The 18,782-nt window shown below is 43.8% G+C and carries 16 protein-coding genes and 2 pseudogenes; 14 read left to right on the top strand and 4 right to left on the bottom strand.

The annotated features are described in order from the left end of the window. Window positions 1-141: 141 nt before the first annotated feature. The 7 genes from V7K67_RS28545 to V7K67_RS28515 all read left to right on the top strand — a co-directional run bounded on the left by V7K67_RS28545 (window position 142) and on the right by V7K67_RS28515 (window position 7,828). Complete coding sequence (locus V7K67_RS28545; protein WP_334730332.1) at window positions 142-1,623, top strand: leucyl aminopeptidase; 1,482 nt, start codon at window positions 142-144, stop codon at window positions 1,621-1,623. A 38-nt stretch (window positions 1,624-1,661) separates the two neighbouring features. Continuing rightward, the gene (locus V7K67_RS28540) at window positions 1,662-1,883 is read left to right on the top strand and encodes a hypothetical protein (RefSeq protein ID WP_335169412.1); all 222 of its coding nucleotides are present in this window, start codon (window positions 1,662-1,664) and stop codon (window positions 1,881-1,883) included. Between the two features lie 110 nt (window positions 1,884-1,993). After that, window positions 1,994-3,016, top strand: coding sequence for a phosphate acyltransferase PlsX (gene plsX / locus V7K67_RS28535; RefSeq protein WP_334711708.1), 1,023 nt, complete (start codon window positions 1,994-1,996; stop codon window positions 3,014-3,016). A 122-nt stretch (window positions 3,017-3,138) separates the two neighbouring features. Beyond that, complete coding sequence (locus tag V7K67_RS28530; RefSeq protein ID WP_334730334.1) at window positions 3,139-4,131, top strand: beta-ketoacyl-ACP synthase 3; 993 nt, start codon at window positions 3,139-3,141, stop codon at window positions 4,129-4,131. 120 nt (window positions 4,132-4,251) lie between these two features. Next, on the top strand, window positions 4,252-5,133 hold the full coding sequence (fabD, locus tag V7K67_RS28525) for an ACP S-malonyltransferase (RefSeq protein ID WP_334706469.1): 882 nt from the start codon (window positions 4,252-4,254) through the stop codon (window positions 5,131-5,133). 184 nt (window positions 5,134-5,317) lie between these two features. Then, window positions 5,318-7,210: an eCIS core domain-containing protein gene (locus tag V7K67_RS28520; protein ID WP_335169409.1), complete on the top strand. Its 1,893-nt coding sequence runs from the start codon at window positions 5,318-5,320 to the stop codon at window positions 7,208-7,210. 9 nt (window positions 7,211-7,219) lie between these two features. Beyond that, window positions 7,220-7,828: an ankyrin repeat domain-containing protein gene (locus tag V7K67_RS28515; RefSeq protein WP_334706465.1), complete on the top strand. Its 609-nt coding sequence runs from the start codon at window positions 7,220-7,222 to the stop codon at window positions 7,826-7,828. An 83-nt stretch (window positions 7,829-7,911) separates the two neighbouring features. Here the strand turns inward: V7K67_RS28515 and V7K67_RS28510 are convergent, their stop codons facing one another. Beyond that, a complete protein-coding gene (locus V7K67_RS28510; RefSeq protein ID WP_334730337.1) occupies window positions 7,912-8,523 on the bottom strand; it encodes a hypothetical protein in 612 nt (203 codons plus the stop codon). Window positions 8,524-8,823: 300 nt separating this feature from the next. Between V7K67_RS28510 and V7K67_RS28505 the strand changes: the two genes are divergently transcribed. The 3 genes from V7K67_RS28505 to V7K67_RS28495 all read left to right on the top strand — a co-directional run bounded on the left by V7K67_RS28505 (window position 8,824) and on the right by V7K67_RS28495 (window position 13,575). Beyond that, on the top strand, window positions 8,824-10,743 hold the full coding sequence (locus V7K67_RS28505) for an eCIS core domain-containing protein (RefSeq protein ID WP_334730338.1): 1,920 nt from the start codon (window positions 8,824-8,826) through the stop codon (window positions 10,741-10,743). Between the two features lie 62 nt (window positions 10,744-10,805). After that, window positions 10,806-11,417: a HEAT repeat domain-containing protein gene (locus V7K67_RS28500; protein ID WP_334730339.1), complete on the top strand. Its 612-nt coding sequence runs from the start codon at window positions 10,806-10,808 to the stop codon at window positions 11,415-11,417. A 799-nt stretch (window positions 11,418-12,216) separates the two neighbouring features. Then, complete coding sequence (locus tag V7K67_RS28495) at window positions 12,217-13,575, top strand: aromatic ring-hydroxylating dioxygenase subunit alpha (protein WP_334730340.1); 1,359 nt, start codon at window positions 12,217-12,219, stop codon at window positions 13,573-13,575. Window positions 13,576-13,580: 5 nt separating this feature from the next. Here the strand turns inward: V7K67_RS28495 and V7K67_RS28490 are convergent. Both V7K67_RS28490 and V7K67_RS28485 read right to left on the bottom strand, forming a co-directional pair. After that, window positions 13,581-13,781, bottom strand: a pseudogene (locus V7K67_RS28490) (hypothetical protein); the annotation flags it as partial. An 8-nt stretch (window positions 13,782-13,789) separates the two neighbouring features. Continuing rightward, window positions 13,790-14,029, bottom strand: a complete 240-nt coding sequence (locus V7K67_RS28485; RefSeq protein ID WP_334730341.1) for a hypothetical protein — start codon at window positions 14,027-14,029, stop codon at window positions 13,790-13,792. 251 nt (window positions 14,030-14,280) lie between these two features. Here V7K67_RS28485 and V7K67_RS28480 point away from each other — a divergent pair, with 251 nt between their 5' ends. From V7K67_RS28480 to V7K67_RS28470, 3 genes and pseudogenes are all read left to right on the top strand, one after another. Beyond that, window positions 14,281-15,087 (top strand): ferritin-like domain-containing protein, encoded by an 807-nt coding sequence (locus V7K67_RS28480; RefSeq protein ID WP_334730342.1) that lies wholly within the window; start codon window positions 14,281-14,283, stop codon window positions 15,085-15,087. Further along, window positions 15,047-15,172, top strand: a pseudogene (locus V7K67_RS28475) (undecaprenyl diphosphate synthase family protein); the annotation flags it as partial. The gene V7K67_RS28480 and the pseudogene V7K67_RS28475, both read left to right, overlap by 41 nt. 206 nt (window positions 15,173-15,378) lie before the next feature. After that, window positions 15,379-15,714, top strand: coding sequence for a hypothetical protein (locus tag V7K67_RS28470; RefSeq protein ID WP_335169405.1), 336 nt, complete (start codon window positions 15,379-15,381; stop codon window positions 15,712-15,714). Between the two features lie 482 nt (window positions 15,715-16,196). Here V7K67_RS28470 and trxA read toward each other — a convergent pair whose 3' ends face one another. After that, entirely contained in the window at window positions 16,197-16,514 is a 318-nt protein-coding gene (trxA, locus tag V7K67_RS28465; RefSeq protein ID WP_334730344.1) for a thioredoxin, read from the bottom strand. An 818-nt stretch (window positions 16,515-17,332) separates the two neighbouring features. Here trxA and fabG point away from each other — a divergent pair. After that, on the top strand, window positions 17,333-18,079 hold the full coding sequence (fabG, locus tag V7K67_RS28460; RefSeq protein ID WP_334730345.1) for a 3-oxoacyl-[acyl-carrier-protein] reductase: 747 nt from the start codon (window positions 17,333-17,335) through the stop codon (window positions 18,077-18,079). The last annotated feature ends 703 nt before the right edge of the window (window positions 18,080-18,782 follow it).

Here is an 18,782-nt window from a genome sequence, read left to right as displayed (position 1 = left end):
CCCTCCCAGTCTTCAATTTTGAATTTTGAATTGATTTCTCCCTGCTTCCTCATCTCCCCCAGTCCCCAATCCCCAGTCCCCATGAAACCAGAATTTTGAGCAATACTGGTACAGGAAGGAATATTTACAAAAAATCCCAAAATGACAATTCAACCTAGTGATAAGCCTTTGCTAGAGTGGGCAGGCGATAGTTTGGCAATTGGATTATTTGAAGATGCAGTAGAGTTAACCGGAGAACTGGCTACTTTAGATCAAAAGTTGTCTGGGGTTTTAAAAGAACTAATTGCTGAAGAAGAATTTAAAGGTAAAGCCAACAGTACTATTTTCACCCGTGTGAATGCTGGTAGCCCAGTGCGGAAATTGATTGTGGTCGGTTTAGGCAAACCAGATGTACTAAAACTAGATACTTTGCGCCGCGCTGCTGCTGCTGTCGCCAGGGTAGGAAAAAAGCAAAAAAGCAAAATTTTGGGATTTAGTTTTCCATTATGGAACAACGATCCAGCAGCCAGCGCCCAAGCGATCGCCGAAGGTGTAGAATTGGCACTTTACCAAGATATTCGCTTTAAATCCGAACCAGAAGATAAAGGTTCACAAATAGAAACCGTAGATTTACTAGGATTTGGTGGACAAGAAGCAGCCATCACTCGCGCCAATCAAATCGTTTCTGGGGTAAATTTGGCACGGCAGTTAGTAGCAGCGCCAGCCAACGCGGTAACACCAATTACTTTAGCGGAAACTGCTCAAGCGATCGCCAAGGAGTACGGTTTACAACTGCAAATTCTAGAACGGGAAGACTGCGAAAAGTTGGGTATGGGTGCTTTTTTAGGAGTCGCCCAAGCTTCCGATTTGCCACCGAAATTTATTCACCTAACTTACAAGCCAGAAGGTACACCCAAAAAGAAATTAGCAATTATTGGCAAAGGTTTAACCTTCGACTCCGGTGGACTCAACATTAAAGGTGCTGGTAGCGGCATCGAAACCATGAAAATTGATATGGGCGGTGCAGCTGCCACCTTGGGTGCAGCAAAAGCAATTGCTCAAATTAAGCCAGATTCGGAAGTTCACTTTATCTCAGCGGCGACCGAAAACATGATTAGCGGTCACGCCATGCACCCTGGAGACGTTCTCACAGCATCAAACGGCAAAACCATCGAAGTGAACAACACCGACGCTGAAGGACGTTTGACCCTAGCAGATGCCTTGGTGTATGCCGACAAATTGGGCTTAGACGCGATCATCGATTTAGCCACCCTTACAGGTGCCAACGTCATTGCCTTGGGTGAGGATATTGCTGGTTTGTACACTCCTGATGATGGTGTCGCTTCCCAAATCGAAAAAGCTGCGGAAACTTCAGGAGAAAAGATTTGGCGGATGCCAATGGAAGAAAAATATTTTGAAGGACTAAAGTCTGGTATAGCGGACATGAAAAATACAGGGCCACGTCCAGGCGGTGCAATTACCGCTGCCCTTTTCCTCAAACAATTCGTCAAAGAAACCCCTTGGGCACACATAGATATTGCTGGGCCAGTGTGGACAGATAAAGAAAATGGCTACAACAGTGCAGGGGCAACTGGCTACGGCGTTCGGACGCTAGTTGATTGGGTGCTGGGGACTAGGGACTAGGGACTGGGGATTGGGGACTGGGGATTGGGGACTGGGGATTGGGGACTGGGGACTGGGGACTGGGGACTGGGGACTGGGGAGATGAGGGAGATGAGGGAGATGAGGGAGATGAGGGAGATGAGGGAGCAATCAATTCAAAAATCAAAAATCAAAAACTTCTGCCTTGTGCCTCCTGCCTTCTCTTTCCCAATGCCCCATACCCAATCCCCAATCCCCAGTCCCCAGTACCCAGTCCCCAAATTCGTGCTATCTTGAGCTAGCCAGCAAAAATTGTTGCAATCGTAACAGAAGTAATTTGGCGGTCAGAAAGTTAAGCTTTTTCGGCAAAGCCATCTGGTAAAATTTGTAAGGTTTCTAGAAACTGTGAGCAATGGGATCGACTCGCATACGGATCGCAATTGACGCAATGGGAGGGGATCACGCACCCGCTGAAATCGTTGCTGGCGCATTGCGAGCAAGGGAAGAATTGGGTGTAGATATATTGTTGGTTGGTGATCCCCAACAAATAGAAGCTACCTTGCCATCAAAAACAAGTTTAGGGCAGGTGGAGATAGTGACTGCTGAAGAAGCGATCGCTATGGATGAGGAGCCTTTAAATGCAGTTAGACGCAAACGCAAGGCTTCGATCAATGTGGCGATGGATTTAGTTAAGCAGCAAAAGGCAGATGCCGTATTTTCTGCGGGTCACTCTGGGGCAGCGATGGCATCAGCTTTGCTCCGCTTGGGACGATTGCCGGGAATTGATCGCCCAGCCATCGGGACTGTTTTTCCCACGATTATTGCTGGTAAGCCAGTGCTAGTACTTGATGTTGGCGCAAATGTAGATTGCCGTCCTAAGTTTTTAGAGCAGTTTGGCGTTATGGGATCGGCTTACAGTCAGTATGTCTTGGGTACAACTGAACCGAAGGTGGGTTTGCTAAATATCGGTGAAGAAGACTCTAAAGGCAATGATGCAGCCGTCCGCGCCCACCAACTACTACGCGAAAATTCTCAAATTAATTTTATTGGCAATGCCGAAGGGCGTGATGTGCTTTCCGGTCGCTTTGATGTGATTGTCTGCGATGGCTTTGTCGGCAATGTATTATTAAAATTTGCCGAAGCCGTCGGAGAAGTGATTCTGCAAATTCTGCGGGAAGAATTACCCCAAGGATTGCACGGTCAAATCGGTTCAGCACTCTTAAAACCAAACCTGAAGCGAATTAAGCAGCGAATGGATCACGCAGAACATGGTGGCGCATTGCTGTTAGGCGTGGCAGGAGTCTGTTTTATCGGTCACGGTAGCTCACAAGCTCCTTCAATTTTTAATGCAATTCGCATGGCCAAAGAAGCTGTTGACAACCAGGTGATACAACGAATTCAGTCCCAATATATCCTAGAGCGCGAGAGCGGTTAGTCATTAGTTATTGGTCATTAGTCATTAGTCATTGGTCATTTGTAAAGGACAAAGGACAACTGACAAAGGACAACTGACAATTGGACTTTGGACAAAAAGGCTGATAACTTGGGAGATTAGGAGTGCAAAACTTAGGCGTAGCAATTACCGGAAGCGGCTCGGCAGTACCAGCAACTTCCTTACATAACCAGACATTGAGTGAAGTAGTTGAAACCTCAGACGATTGGATTACCACAAGAACGGGAATTCGTCAACGGCGATTAGCATTGCCATCTGAGTCCTTGAGTGTACTCGCTACTGCCGCCAGCAGTCAGGCGATCGCATCTGCGGGCATTAAACCAGAAGACCTAGACCTAATTCTACTGGCAACTTCCACCCCTGATGATTTGTTTGGTAGTGCTTGTCAAGTCCAGGCTCTATTAGGAGCCACCAACGCAGTAGCCTTTGACTTGACAGCTGCCTGCTCCGGCTTTGTATTTGGTCTGGTGACAGCAGCCCAATACATTAGAACTGGTACCTACAAAAATGTACTTTTGATCGGGGCAGATATCCTCTCTCGCTGGGTAGATTGGCAAGATCGGCGTACTTGTGTATTGTTTGGAGATGGTGCAGGGGCAGTAGTATTACAGGCTGCCAAAAGCGATCGCTTATTAGGATTTGCACTTAAAAGTGATGGTACTCAAAACCATCACCTCAACCTTGCTTATGCAGGCGCTTCCCAAGAACTACTCCCTAATGTAAATATCACCAAAGGCGCTTACCAACCGATTACGATGAACGGCAAAGAAGTTTACCGCTTTGCTGTCCAAAAAGTGCCAGAAATCATAGATAAAGCCTTGTTTCAAGCCAACCTCAGCGTTGATCAAATAGATTGGCTACTGTTGCATCAAGCCAATCAGCGGATTATCGATGCCGTTGCCCAACGCCTGAATGTCCCAGAACATAAGGTTATCAGTAATCTCGCCCAGTACGGCAACACCTCAGCTGCTTCCATCCCCTTAGCTTTAGATGAAGCGGTACGGCAAGGTAAAATTAAACCCAATGACATCATTGCTGCATCCGGCTTTGGCGCTGGTCTTACCTGGGGTGCAGCAATTTTTCAATGGGGAAGGTGAAGAATTAGGAGTTAAGAGTTATGAGTTATGAGTTTTAACTTCTAACTCCTCACTCCTAACTCCTCACTTCTCACTCCTAACTCCTCACTTCTAACTTTTCACTTTTCTGATCAATGACCAATGACTAAAACTGCATGGGTGTTTCCCGGACAAGGTTCCCAAACACTGGGAATGGGAATGGACTTATTAGATATACCTGCCGCTAAAGACAAATTTGCCCAAGCCGAAGAGATTTTGGGCTGGTCTGTAATTGAAATCTGTCAAAACGAAGAAGAAAAGTTATCACAGACACTATACACCCAGCCAATTCTTTATGTGGTAGAAAGCATTCTTGCCGATCTTCTCCGCGAACAAGGACACCAGCCAGATTTAGTTGCTGGTCATAGTTTGGGAGAGTATACTGCCCTTTACATTGCGGGTGTCTTTGAGTGGTCAGCTGGTTTATATCTAGTAAAGCGTCGTGCAGAACTCATGGATAGCGCCTCTGGTGGGATGATGGCAGCTTTGATCAACTTTGACCCCGAACAGTTAGAAAAAGCAATTTCCCAAACACCTGATGTGGTGCTGGCAAATGATAATAGTTCAGGTCAGGTGGTAATTTCAGGCACGACTGAGGCTGTAAAAGCAGTGATGACTCAAGTTAAAGCAAAGCGTGCGATTCCGCTAAAAGTTTCTGGAGCATTTCATTCACATTTAATCGCACCAGCAGCGGCAGAATTCCAAGATATTCTAGAATCTGTGGAATTTCAACCAGCGATTGTGCCAGTGTTGTCTAATGTAGAACCAATTCCGTCTATTGATGCCAAGATTTTAAAGGAACGCCTCAACCAACAAATGACTGGTTCTGTAAGATGGCGAGAAATTTCTCTACAATTACCAGCTAACGGTATCCAGCGAGTAGTGGAAATTGGCCCTGGTAAAGTCCTAACTGGCTTGATTAAACGTAATAGCCCTGATTTAATATTAGAAAACATTCAGAGTGCTGCTCATTTACCTGTTTAACTTCTGAGGCTTTTGGTGTTTCATAAAATACTTTTCAAACACCCATCAGCACCTAATCCTAGAAAACAGCGATACTCATCTAGTCTCTGGGCGTGGATAAGATAATTTACACTTAAGTCGATAGCGATCGCCACTCAACAAACTGTATAATTAGCCTCAAGAATCTGCCTGAGGTTAAGGTGAGATGAGCCAGCGAATAATTGGGCGCAATAAATCAGCCGCATCAACTTTTACGAATCCATCACTTGCTTCCCCAGGTATTCCCACACTGGCGAATCCAATACGCGGCTTTGGTTCACAAATCAATACTGTCTCACCCCAAACAGTAACTAAGGTAGCACCAGACTTTCAAGAAGTCCAATCTGCCCAAGAGCAATTATTGGAACCAGAAGTCATCAAAGAAAAGCCCCAGACTCACGACATTAGTCGCATATCCTTGCGTCGTCTCCAGGCAAAACTCACAGTTGGAGAACCGAATGATCGGTATGAGCAAGAAGCAGATCGGGTGGCTAATCAGGTGATGCGAATGGTTCCTGGCATACAGCCTATACAAGATTCCTTGCAGCGAAAATGTGCAGCCTGTGAGCAAGAACAAGAAAAACTGCAAACCAAGCGATCACTACAACGTTATACCGATGGCAGCTTGCAGGCTGGGGATAAAATTGAAAGTCGGTTGAATAGTAGCAAAGGAGGTGGTACTAATTTAGCAGATGACGTGCGCTCCTTTATGGAACCCCGCTTTGGTTATGATTTTAGTCAGGTGCGGGTGCATACTGGTGATCAAGCAGTGCAGATGAACCAGGAGTTGGGCGCACAGGCGTTTACACATGGTAGTGATGTTTACTTTGGAGCTGGGAAGTATCCAGGTAATAATGAGTTGACTGCCCATGAATTGACCCACATAGTGCAACAAACAGGAGCTTTAGAACGAAAATGCACTTCCTGTTTGGAAGAAGATGATCAAGTTATGAGAAAAGAAAATGAGGAAATCTTAGCTGATACTTCTTCCAATGGTGATGCATCACAGTCCTCCAACAGCACCGCAAAAATTCTAGATTTGATTGCCCGTTTAGAACAACTGCATACTCATTCGGACAAACAAATAGAGGCAAGTACCGAGTCTACCGACAATCCGCCTTTGCAAAAAGAAGGTCAGCAGCATTTGGATACTTTGTCTAATGGTTTACAGCAACTACAAGCAGCAGCCCGCAGTGATGACGAAACCTTGAAGCAACGGGTTTTAGCAGCGTTTAGCCCATCTGCTATGCAAACAGCCCAGACAGTGGCATCAAATCGAGTCCAAACAGCGTCTGGGTCGTCTTTGCAGTCAAATTCGACTGCCAGCATACAGCGTGCGCCGGTCGGTATTGCCACCAAATCTCTGACAATTAGTTCACAGCAGAATGCCACAGAAATCGAAGCAGACCAAGTTGCTGAAGCAGTAACTTCTGGCAAATCAGTTGCAGTCAGTCAACGTTCTCCAGAGGGGAAGATTAATCGCCTTGCAGGAGGAGAACTCATTGCCTTGGGAACTGGGTTATTGGTGGCAGATGCCGAAGCTGCACCCGTCGAAGTAGCAACAGGCCCTCCTGGCTGGGCTATTGGATTAGGTATTGCTGTTGCTGCTGTAGTCATTATTGGCGTTGGTATTGCTATCTCTTCTGATACCGATACCCCAGCAACTCCAGAACCGGAAGCTAAACCAGTTCCACAACCTCTACCAGTGCCAGTGCCTATACCTCGACGTTATCCAAACCAGACGTGTGAGGATTCGGTGCTTGATACATTGCAACAAGAGATGCACGCTTTTTGCGATAGGATTGGGGGTGAAAGTTGTAGCCCCAGCAAAGTGAGTCCAAAGAAGCTAGCGCGGCGACCCTGCTCAGAGATTCGCCAACGCATTCAGGCAGTGCAGGAATGTATGCGTCTCAGAGAAAATATCCAGGATAAGTGTTTTGGTGGTCAACCCGATCAAGCTCATCAGGATGTTATCGAACAACTTAAAAGTGGACTTCAACATTGCTTGGATCTTGAAAAGGTCAACTGTGCACCAGGTCATCCAATGGCAAATCTTTGAATTATGTTAATGGATCTCTTTCAAGCGATCGCAAATCAGAATCTAGACTGCATCGCAGAATTATTGTCACACGGAGCTGATCCAAACAGTCTTCGCCCAGAATTTCCCCGATGGACACTGCTACATGAAGCAATTGAGCAACTTGAAGATGGTGGTTCGATCGAATCCTTAGTTTTGTTACTTCGCCATGATGCATCCGTTGATACTTGGGATGCTGACCATGATTCTACACCACTGCTGATGGCACTTTTCCGTGGGCAAATAGAAGCTGTTCGCTTGTTGCTGGCTGCTGGTGCAGATCCAAACGTTGTTGGTAGCGAGGGTGACTCACCATTACGCTGGTGCGTTGAACAAGGGGATTACAACACAGCAGCAATGTTACTTCGTTGTGGAGCGACCAAAACGCTCAATGATGCTGGTGGTAGCAGTGGAATGACAGCACTTGGGCAAGCTGCAAAACGACTTGATTTAAAAATGATTGAACTTCTCTTACAAGCAGGGGCAGATCCAGAAGTTTATGATGCCGATAAGTTTACTGCATATCGACGGTTGCCGCCACGGAACGAAGCAAAAGACGATGCGGTGTGGGTTGCAGCAGAGGCACTGCTAATGCGCTGACTGATGTTGTCGTGCGATCGCACTGTGGGTAACGTATCATTCCAGAAAGTGGAATGGGCCAAATGCGATCGCAACTCAATTGATTAACCAGTAACAATACCTGTAAGAATTTTTACCAATATCAATAAATCTTCTGGAACTTGATAGCGTTTCTGGTCTTGAATCACCTGACGATTTGCGCGATGGTAAACTCCAAAACGCCAGTCTTCACCAGTCGTGACTGCTCCATATAGAAGCTCAGATGTAGATTTAGTCCATTCATCAAGGGCGATTAATTCGATCGCAAGTTGAGTAAATCCCCTAACTAAATCTGATTGTTTGGCAACGATTACCAATAAATTTTGAGGTGCTGCAATATAGTAATCGAGAGTTCCTTTCAGATAGTCGTTGACAGCAATAGAATATTCGATATTGAGTCGCTGATTAGTTAAATCGCATACCTCAAACAAAATCGGCCCAATTAAAGCTTCTCGTCTGGCAGTTTCATTCACTAAATCGATGTGAGATAGATTCCGCTGAAGCTGTTGCTGTAAAAATTGGAGGTCTAAAATTTCTGAATATTCAGGGAGCGTGAGATTTTTCCTTTCCAGAGTGCAATTTAATTCGGCTAAAATATCATCAAAAGTGAAGGGCAATTCAAAATATCGGCTGAAAGTATAAGATTCACCAGCTTTGAGAATGCGGCGGGAATTCATAAAAAACCTTAGCCAAATTTATACTGGCTATTTTAGATAAAAATCTATCAGAACTCAATGCCCGAAAACAGTGACACTCATCTAGTACAACAAGGCGTAAATAAACCACCCATTTAAAATAGCCAGAATGCTTACAAAATAAGCATTCTTTCTTTTTACTTTTGCCTTTTTACTTTTGCCTTCTTGTACTAGGCTCTGGGCATGAGCAAGATAATTTACACTTAAGTCGATAGCGATCGCAATTAGACAAATTCTATAATGTCTATTACCAAGAATGAATATTGATGGAGGAAAGGTGAGATGAGCGATGTCGGACGACAAGCCACTGGAGTTCTACGCACGCTTGGGCATCAGAAATCAGCCACATCAACTTTTACCAATCCTGCCCTTGCCTCCTCAACTATTCCTACACTAGCTTCTCCAACACGTGGTTTTGGTTTACAAACAAATAGTGATTCAATCCAAAGAGTAACTGAGGCATCAATTGACCTTCAAGAGGCGCAGCCTATTGATGAGCAATTATTGGAACCACAAGCCATCAAACAACAGACCCTTAATCACGACATTAGTCGCATATCCTTGCATCGTCCCCAGACAAAACTTACAGTTGGTGCGCCAGACGATTATTATGAGCAGGAAGCTGATAAAGTCGCCGATCAAATCATGCGAATGGCTCAACCTCAACCGATAGGTTTACAGGATGCACAGACTCAAGACCAAGTACAAACCAAACCTCTAGCAGCCGCCATAACTCCCTTGGTGCAACGGGAAGCAATGCCAGAAGAGGAAGAGGAATTGCAAACTAAGCGATCGCTACAACTCGCTACCAATGGCAGCTTCCAGACAGAGGATAATTTTGAGACTCGACTAAACAGCAGTGAAAGTGGAGGTAGCCCGTTACCAGATACGGTACGCTCCTATATGGAACCCCGTTTTGGTGCCGATTTTAGTCAAGTGCGCGTACATACAGGCAATGAATCGGTACAGATGAATCGGGATTTAAATGCCCAGGCGTTTACGCACCAGCAAAACATTTTCTTTGGTGCAGGTAAGTCACCAGGTAATGATGCATTAACCGCCCATGAACTGACTCATGTAGTGCAGCAAACAGGTGCAGCCCAGAGAAAATTAATTCAACGAGCAATTAACCCCACATACGACCTGACTCACGGTACTTTTGAAGTCAATGCCACACCAAACGGGGCGAGTCTACCGATTACTATTCGTTTCAAACCCAAAACCACCGCTCCCTACTCTAACCAAATTGGACTGATTCAAATTGTGCGTTTGACAAATGCTACAGGCACAAACGTCGAACCTCAGTCTTTACCTGCGGCTCGTGGTGCTAGCCTACGCACCACTGCTGATGCCACCACAGGAGTTGAGGGCGGATATTTCACTGATGTACTGCATAATGATGCACCAGCCCACGGTGGTACAGGAACCAATGCCCCAGCCGGAAGTGCTTTACCTGCTCAGTATCCTTTTGGCAACGACCCAGCCCAACCCAATCCGGCAACCCCTGGACTGTCGCGACCCTCTTCCAGTGGTGCAAGCGGAGCCACTATCGGTTACAAACGCTCCGATGACCCCACCGACATCAAAGCCGCAGAGCTAACCGATGCCCCTGGAGGGGCTGGTGAGTTCAATTTCGACTTTCAGACGGTGGCTAGGGGAGAAGACACCATGACAACTTACGGCGCGCTTCATTGGGGCTTCCAGATTCGCGCTGGTAAAGTTGAGAATGATCAGGGATCAGCACAGGATGGGCAATCTGCCACTTTTGATGCGGCTCTGGAGAAGCATCGAGATTTTTACGTACACGAACCAGTCATTTTCTACTTTGATTTCGATAACGACCAACTAAGTTCCAGCGAAACAGGCAAAATCGATACATTCTTGGATTATCTGCGGCGCTTCCCTGATGTAAAAGTCACTCCCGAAGGTTTCGCTGACAGACGCGGCGGTGCTTCTCAACACAACCTAGATTTATCTTTACGCAGAGCGCAGGCAGTTGGAGCAGCCCTGCGTGCTAAGGGTGTAGCTGAAACTCAAATTAGTGCTGTAACCATCGGCTCTGGTTCAACCGAAGACTTCACCCCAGATGCCACTACTAACCAAGATAAAGAAGCGAATCGTCGGGGCAATCGCCGCGTCGTTTTGAGCTTTCAGCATGTGCCAGCAGCAGCACCAGCAGGTGGAGGAGGAGCAACACCGTGATCTGGAGAACGGCAGGAATATTCATGACAGTTTTGATACTGGTCGTTGGAGGAAATTTGTATATGAATAATCAAGACGCAACTGCAACACATGTAGAGCAGATCAAAGCACGGCTCTACTCCACAGATCAAGACACTAGCGGTTTAGCTCTGGGTGAATTGATCCGTTTAGGCAAACAAGCTACCCCCATTTTGTTGGAAGCCTTGACTAATTCCAATCCCCGTACCCGTCGTCTCGCTGCCGAGGGACTGGGCGAAATTGCCGACCCTGCCAGTGCTGATGCTTTGTTCCAAGCTACCCATGACACGAATCCAGAAGTACGCGCCCGTGCTGCCACTGCCCTATACACATTAAGGGATAAACGTGCATTGGCCGCTTTGGTTGCCACCCTTGATGATTACCCTGATATACTACACAATCCCTACACCGCTTCAATGTATCCTTTAATGCGAGGGGGGAAAGAAGTTTTGCCTTTGGTTGTTCCTTTGCTGCAAGCACCCAATGATTTGACTCGTGAACGGGCTTTTTTGATTGTTAAAGCTGTGGTGAGTAAGTTACCCCAAGGGCATGACTGGAATAAGTTATGGCAGAGTTTAGGAAGTTATGATCCTGCTGGGCCAAAGGCAGAACGCGATCAAGCTGCTCAACAATGGGAGCAATGGGTGAGTAAATAATTCCTTTAGCTGTAGCCAATTTTAAGACATTGACTATGGATCAATAGGCTTGGGTTAAGGGCTACTGGCAACAATTTTGGGTTTTTGAGACGCGATAAATCGCTGTCCCTACAAGTGTTTTGGGCTTAAGTAAGTCGGTGAGAAAAATTCAATGTATATGAAGAAATATAAATTAGCTGTCGGGTGTGTTATGCCTGATAGCAACGCACCTGAGATTGTTGACGGTGCGGCGCTTGGCGACAACACACCCGACATTAAAATTCCTTAACATAGCTGGAAATATTAGCACCGACTTATTTATCTGAACTGTATTGGACTATGGATGGTCAGCAGTAGGGAAAATATCATACTGAATCGTCTATTTCAATAAATGTATTATTTAATTCTTTTTATAAAACTTATATCAGTAATAACTGAATGAGACAGATATTTGTGCCGGAGGTGGGTTGTAAATATTCCTAAAAAACTGAATGGTAGAAGAAGTATTTGATATACTCTTCAGTAAGTTACAGCAATTTTCAAGTAAATGAAGTACAAAATGCAGGACTCAAAATTAGACTAAAGAGTTTCTACTTCCTGCCTAAAAACCCATAACTTTGTACTTCATGTAAAAGAAAACTGCTTTAATTGCAAAAAAAATTAAGTATACATGCCTCACAGCTAAGTGTAGTGGTGGTGAATTCACACTATTAATTTTAGAGTTCAGTAGAGAAAATTGGACTAAGAACAAATGCACCCACCGCTAAAAAATTGGATAATTTCTGCTGAGGAATAGACTGATATAACTCTGGAGAAAACTATGATATTAGAAACAAAAAAAATAGAGACGACACCCAAAAATTCTACTTTTGAGACTCTTGAATCTCAGTCAGAATTTGATTGGAGAAAATGTTGGTATCCTGTATGTTTTCTCCAAGATTTTCCCATAAATCGCCCTTATAGATTTTCATTATATGAGGAGCCTTTTGTTTTATTCAAAAACACAGATGGACAGATAATTTGTTTAACAGATCGTTGTGCCCACCGTGCAGCTAGACTGTCTGATGGACAAATTATTGATGGTAGAATAGAGTGCTTGTATCATGGTTGGCAATTTGGCCAAGATGGTAAATGTTTGCATATTCCCCAGTTATCAAAAGAAGCAAAAATTCCTGTTAGTGCTTGTGTATCATCCTTTAAAGTTATAGAACGTCAAGGAATTATTTGGATTTGGGCTGGTGAAGCTAAAGCCGCTGTTGATGAGTTAATACCAACTGTACCAGATTGGGATAAACCAGGATGTTTTAACTTAGATTACATGCGAGACTTGCCTTATGACCAAAGCTATTTTATTGAAAACGTTATTGACCCCGCACATATTCCTATTAGTCATGAGGGCATATTTAGCGATCGCACTGAAGCCCAACCACTAGAAATAGAAGTCCTTGAAAGTTCCCATCAAGGAATTCGTGGAAGGTATCGAAAGACAAAAAAAACCAATCAGCCCTGGCAATTATTAGATTTTGTTGCTCCAAACTTAGTTCTTTACAGAATTGGGAATGAACAGGAAAATAGATTTTTGGGAACAGCTTTGTATTCAATTCCCCTCGGTAGAAATAGATGTCGGATTCTCGTCAGAAATTATAGTAACTTTTTTGATTTTAAAACGAAGTTGATGCCTCCTTGGCTAGATCATATAATGACCCGTAACAAAGTCTTGGAAGGTGATTTGCAAATAGTTGTTGAACAAAAGGGACAAATTGAGCGGTTAGGAAAAAAATTAAAAGAATTGTATTTACCGCTCAAAACATCAGATACATTAGTCGTTGCATATCGCAGGTGGTTAGATAAATACGGCTCATCTTTGCCTTTTTATCAAGGTTATTCCACTGCTAAAAATATTGATAATAGCGAGGATAATAAACATTTAAAAACCTTAGACCGATTCTCACAACACACACTTATTTGTAATTCTTGTAACCAAGCTTATCGCTTAACCAAACGATTACAACAAAGCTGTATAGGAGTTGCGATCGCTTTCGCGGCTATTGCAATACTTACAGATCCTTCTGGAATAAAAATAGCCGCAGTATCTACTTCCATAACATTAATTATTTTGGCAGTTATGGCTCAGAGACTCAAAACTCAATTTGAGGATTCCTATACTCGCCATGAATAAATTTAGTGTTGCACTACCTCATACCAATTTTGTATGAAGCGTAAACGTGCGATCGCTTCTTTCCGAATCACCGGATGTAGCCAGTATTCACCTTTATCACACTCCACTAAAGACCGATTTCTCAGGGAGGTGATGATTTGGCGATGTTGATCGGGTGGGACATCCCACAGTAAACAAAACAACCCTTGAGATGAGATGGTGGCTATAATAACTTTCATTCACCCCGTCTATAAGCTTCAATTTCTGCTACTATTTCCTCATCAGTCAAGGGATTATCTGCGTGTATTGCTTGTATTTCTTTGAATAATTTTTTTAATTCTTCTGCTAAAGTAACTCTTGGATTATCGTCTGTCAAAATAATCACCTCAACTCTCTGTCCTGCTTTAAATGGTAAATCAGATAATACTAACTGCTTTGGATCTGCAATAGTGATATATGTTTTATAAGCGTTCATGATTTATCCTGTTACTCAGCTTTTATCTACCCTTGTTCTAACAATTTGGCTACATTCTCTGTAATTCTCTCTTCTAAATTTGTAAAGTCGTCTTAGAAGGGCGAGATTTGAAACCCAAATTTTCTATAACCAACTTTTTCCCCGACTTTTGCAACCCTATCACATAAAACTGCCGACTTCAGCCGACTGACAAAACAAAGTGCGATCGCTTAGGCTATTGGGCATAGAGATAAAAATTTAAGTATAAAAATATGCTTAATACCCTCAGCCCAATTACAGAAGACTTAGCAGGTCAAAGCTATCCCAGCCCTCACTACCTGCAAACACAGCGCCGCATTCGTTCACTCATAGACAAATATATTGCAGTCGAAAAACTACATGACCGTCTGCAAGATTTACTGATACAGTTTGCCAATCCCCAACCGCGTCCCTGGAAACCCATTGACTGGCAAACAATTAACCGCAATCAAATTATCGGCTTAGACGCAGAGGTATTTTTATCTATCTTGATAGGTGCGATGGAGACAGAAGCGCCCATTCGCGGCTATACCCAAACCAGTCGCCAGTATTTAGAAAAATTGCATCCTCAGATGGCTCGGTTTGTTGGTGGAACTGTCGGTGAAGATGGCGAACTGCTGGAACTTGGTTTGTGGGAAAAGGAAGAACGTCAGCACACACCAGCATTAATCAAAATCTACACCCAATTAACAGGCGAGAAAATTACCCCCAAACTTCGGACTGTTAGAAGCTATCTCCCCACAGATGACGCTCAAGAAGACCTATATCGCCACGGCTTACACCGCATTGCCACAGAATACGGTGCAACCTGTCTTTATATTTGGCTCATGGCTCACACCACTGGCGCACTCCAGGATGTTTTAGAGGAACTAGCACAGGATAAAATCAACCATACAACCAAATTCTGGGGGTTTGGAGTTTGGACTTTCCCTGATACTGGGTTGATACGAATTGGACGCACGCTAATCAAAACGCGATCGCCAAACTATCAGCATAATAACAGAGATGTATTTCACCGATATTCTTTGGCCAGATTTTAACAGAGAAGCATTTCATCAGGCTTTGTTGAGCTATCAAAGTCGCGATCGCCGTTTTGGTCAAGTTAAAGCTTCACTCTCAGCTTAGTCTACCAAACACCAAATATCGCCTCAGAATTAAACCGGATTTTTGCCATCAGCGATAAAGTAAAAGCACTCACATTACCACGATGGTATATGAGCGCTCACAAATAAAAACATTATCGAGGATAATCTATCTGCTATGACAGACCGAAGTAACTATAAGAATAGCAGGCACTGGGTAAATAAACTGCAAGGGTAGTTACAAATGTTTTGTTAAAAATATTACTTACCGTCAATGTGATGCTTGATTTAAGCAAAATCCAATCGATTGCGAAATCCTATTCTCCCCAAGAACTCTTTGCTGCCTTGGTTTGGCAGCGTCGGTTCAATGAGTTTGATGGCGAAGAAGTGATTACTGACCTTTCCAACCACAGAAATTTATGGGCAAGCTTTCTGTTCACAAAACCAATCTTTGCACCAGATGAAAACGGTTTAAGCTTTGGTGGTATGGTCGATACCCTCCTTGCAATGGCAAACTATTGTCCCATGCCTGAAACCAGCATTATCCATTTCATTGCTTATAAGGAATATGCCGAAAACCCTTGAGGAACAGGCGCAAAAAATGGCGAGCTGATTCAGTAGAAGTAACTGATGGCAATGTAGAGGTCTTAAACCCTTTAATTTAGGGAGCATCCTGTTTTGGCGGATCGCCCTGCGCTAAGGCGCACGCTACGCGAACAGACTAGAAGTCTGGGGCTATACAAACAAAACCCGCCTACGCGGGTTTCAGAGAGTCCGCGCAGGCGGACGAAAGTTTGTGTAGCCGCGATTTCCAATCGCCCGGTGTTTCTTCCAAAAGTGGATGCTCCCTTAATTTACGATAAACTAATTATTTCTTTTGCCTGATTTACCAGTTTTATTGGAAAGTTGGTGCTTTTGTATAACCCGCTCAATCTGGTAAATATGCTTAATATTTACTTAAGATTTTATCAGTGATTTGATTCACAGAGGCGCACAATTGCTATTTACTAAAAGAGACGCGATATTTCGCGCCTCTAAGAACCAAAATCAAAATTCTAAGTGTTAGCTTAAATCTTTGTTTGTAGATATTGCACCAACTGCGCTGCTTCCCTCACTCCCTCTATCCGATCCACAGGCTTACCCTCCTTAAACAATACTAAGGTTGGGAGAGACTCAATTTTATACTGAGTAGCCAATTCCGTGTATTTTTCTGTGTCGATTTTGACAATCCGCAAGCGATCCTTAAGTTGATTATTGACTTGCTCTAAAATTGGCGTCATCATCTGACAGGGGCCACACCATTCAGCGTAAAAATCTACTAATACAGGTACATCAGAAGCGGACAGCATATCATCAAAGCTGTTAAATTCTTTTTGAGTTGCCATTATGACACATACCGATTTTCAACTGTTTGTTTCAATGGTAATTCTTAGAAAATAAAATCGGTATAGGTTTATGGTTTTTGTTGGGAAAAGATTAGATTAGTTAATATAGGCTGATTTGCTAGGCAAAATCTTAAATAATTATAATAAAAAACGTATCTTGTTTTGGTTTGTGCATCTGAATTAGATATGTATTTAAACCTATTCTGAGCAACCAAATAATTATAAAGATATTCACGAGAGTGATGTGTACAATTGCTATAACTACAACATTTACTAGTCTATTGAGTCAGGCTAATTATATTGCTTAAACTTATTTATCCATTTACAGAGAAATAACTATAGATATTTAATTATAGTAAAATGTTAATTCGTGTTAGTCAATTTATGTAGAAATCTATTTGATTTGTGAGAATTGCAACCCACAGATTCCCGACTTCTTTAAGAAGTCGGGAATCTTGTTTCTGCGCTTTTGATTCAATAGGGCTATATCTAGCTAAAAACGACATATAGCTATCTAATTTGTGTCATGCTAGCAAGATTGTCATCCCGCAAGAGTTAGATATTATCTAGACAATATTCAGATGTTCCCGAAATCACCATAAGAGGATGTTTGAAAAGTTTTGGGCGAATATAATTCGCTACTACACTAGCATTGTCCGCCTCCGCGGACTAACACAAAATTAAGGTTTTCAACCCACGGAGGTGGGTAAAGTCTCGTGTAGCCGCGATTTCTAATCGCCAGGGCTAGTAATAAATTAGACTTTTCAAACAACCTCTAAGATAATTAGCGCAGTATTTCTAAGATTGAGGAACATTAAATGACACTATTACAAGATAAAGTCGCAATTATTACAGGTGCATCACGAGGAATCGGCCGCGCGATCGCAATTGAATTAGCCTCACAAGGAGCGATCGCAGTTATCAACTATGCCAGTTCTAGCGCTGCTGCTGAGGCAGTTGTTACAGAAATTATCGCAGCCGGAGGTCAGGCGATCGCTATCCAAGCTGACGTTTCTAAAATCGAGCAAGTAGACGCCTTAGTTAAGACCGTCATCGAAAAGTTTAGTCGTGTGGATATCTTAGTCAACAACGCAGGTATTACCCGCGACAATCTGCTTTTGCGTTTGAAGACAGAGGATTGGCAAGCTGTAATAGACCTCAATCTAACTGGTGTTTTTTTATGTACACGCGCCATCAGTAAAATTATGCTGAAGCAGCGATCGGGGCGAATTATCAACATTACCTCCGTTGCTGGGCTAATGGGCAACCCAGGTCAGTCCAACTACAGCGCCGCTAAAGCAGGTGTAATCGGCTTCACCAAAAGCGTTGCCAAAGAACTTGCGACTCGTGGGATCACCGTTAACGCCGTCGCCCCTGGATTTATCACCACCGATATGACCAGCGATCTCAACAACCCCGAAGATATTCTCAAATACATCCCACTCGGTCGCTTCGGTCAGCCTGAAGAAATTGCTGGAATGGTGCGCTTCCTCGCCGCCGATCCCGCCGCCGCCTACGTTACCGGACAAGTTTTTAACGTCGATGGCGGTATGGTCATGGCTTAAATAGTGCTGAGTTTTTGTAGTGACATGGCAAGCTTAAAATAGTTGATTAGACGTAGGTTGGGTGGAGCGGAGCGTAACCCAACACATATTAGGATGTTTGGTTACGCAAAGCCTCCAACGCCACTTGCTACAACGCTCTTAACCCGCGCAACGCAGTGGCTCCCCAACCTACAATTTTTTTGCAATATTTTAGCCTTGATACGCCAATAGGGTGTGTTACGCCGTAGGCTAACGCACCGTATGTGGCGATCGCTAACTATTTAATCGCTATTATGCTCTTAGAGGATGTTTGAAAAGTTTTGGGCGAATATAATTCGCTACTACACTGGCATTGTCCGCCTCTGCGGACTAACACAAAATCAATGTCTTCAACCCACGGAGGTGGGTTTCGTCTGTGTAGCCGCGAATTATATTCGCCAGGGCTGGTATTAAATTAGACTTTTCAAACATCCTCTAATCACCAAGCCTATTATGAGCGGGGTAATATACACATTGCCCTGGGTAATTATCAGGGAGGAATTAAAGACTTTACCCATGCTGTTTGTTCCAATCCTCAGTCTGTGATTGCCTATAATAAGCGAGGACTTGCTCGTTCTGAACTTGGAGACTGTCAGAAACCCCATGCCTAAAGGCCGGGGCTTGAAAAAGCTCTAATCTGACCAGATTAAGTCAAAACTTGACTACGTTAGAGGTAAGCGTTAAA

The sequence above is a fragment of the Nostoc sp. genome, assembly GCF_036917155.1.
GTDB lineage: Bacteria > Cyanobacteriota > Cyanobacteriia > Cyanobacteriales > Nostocaceae > Nostoc.
This window is presented reverse-complemented; position numbering and strand designations above follow the sequence as displayed.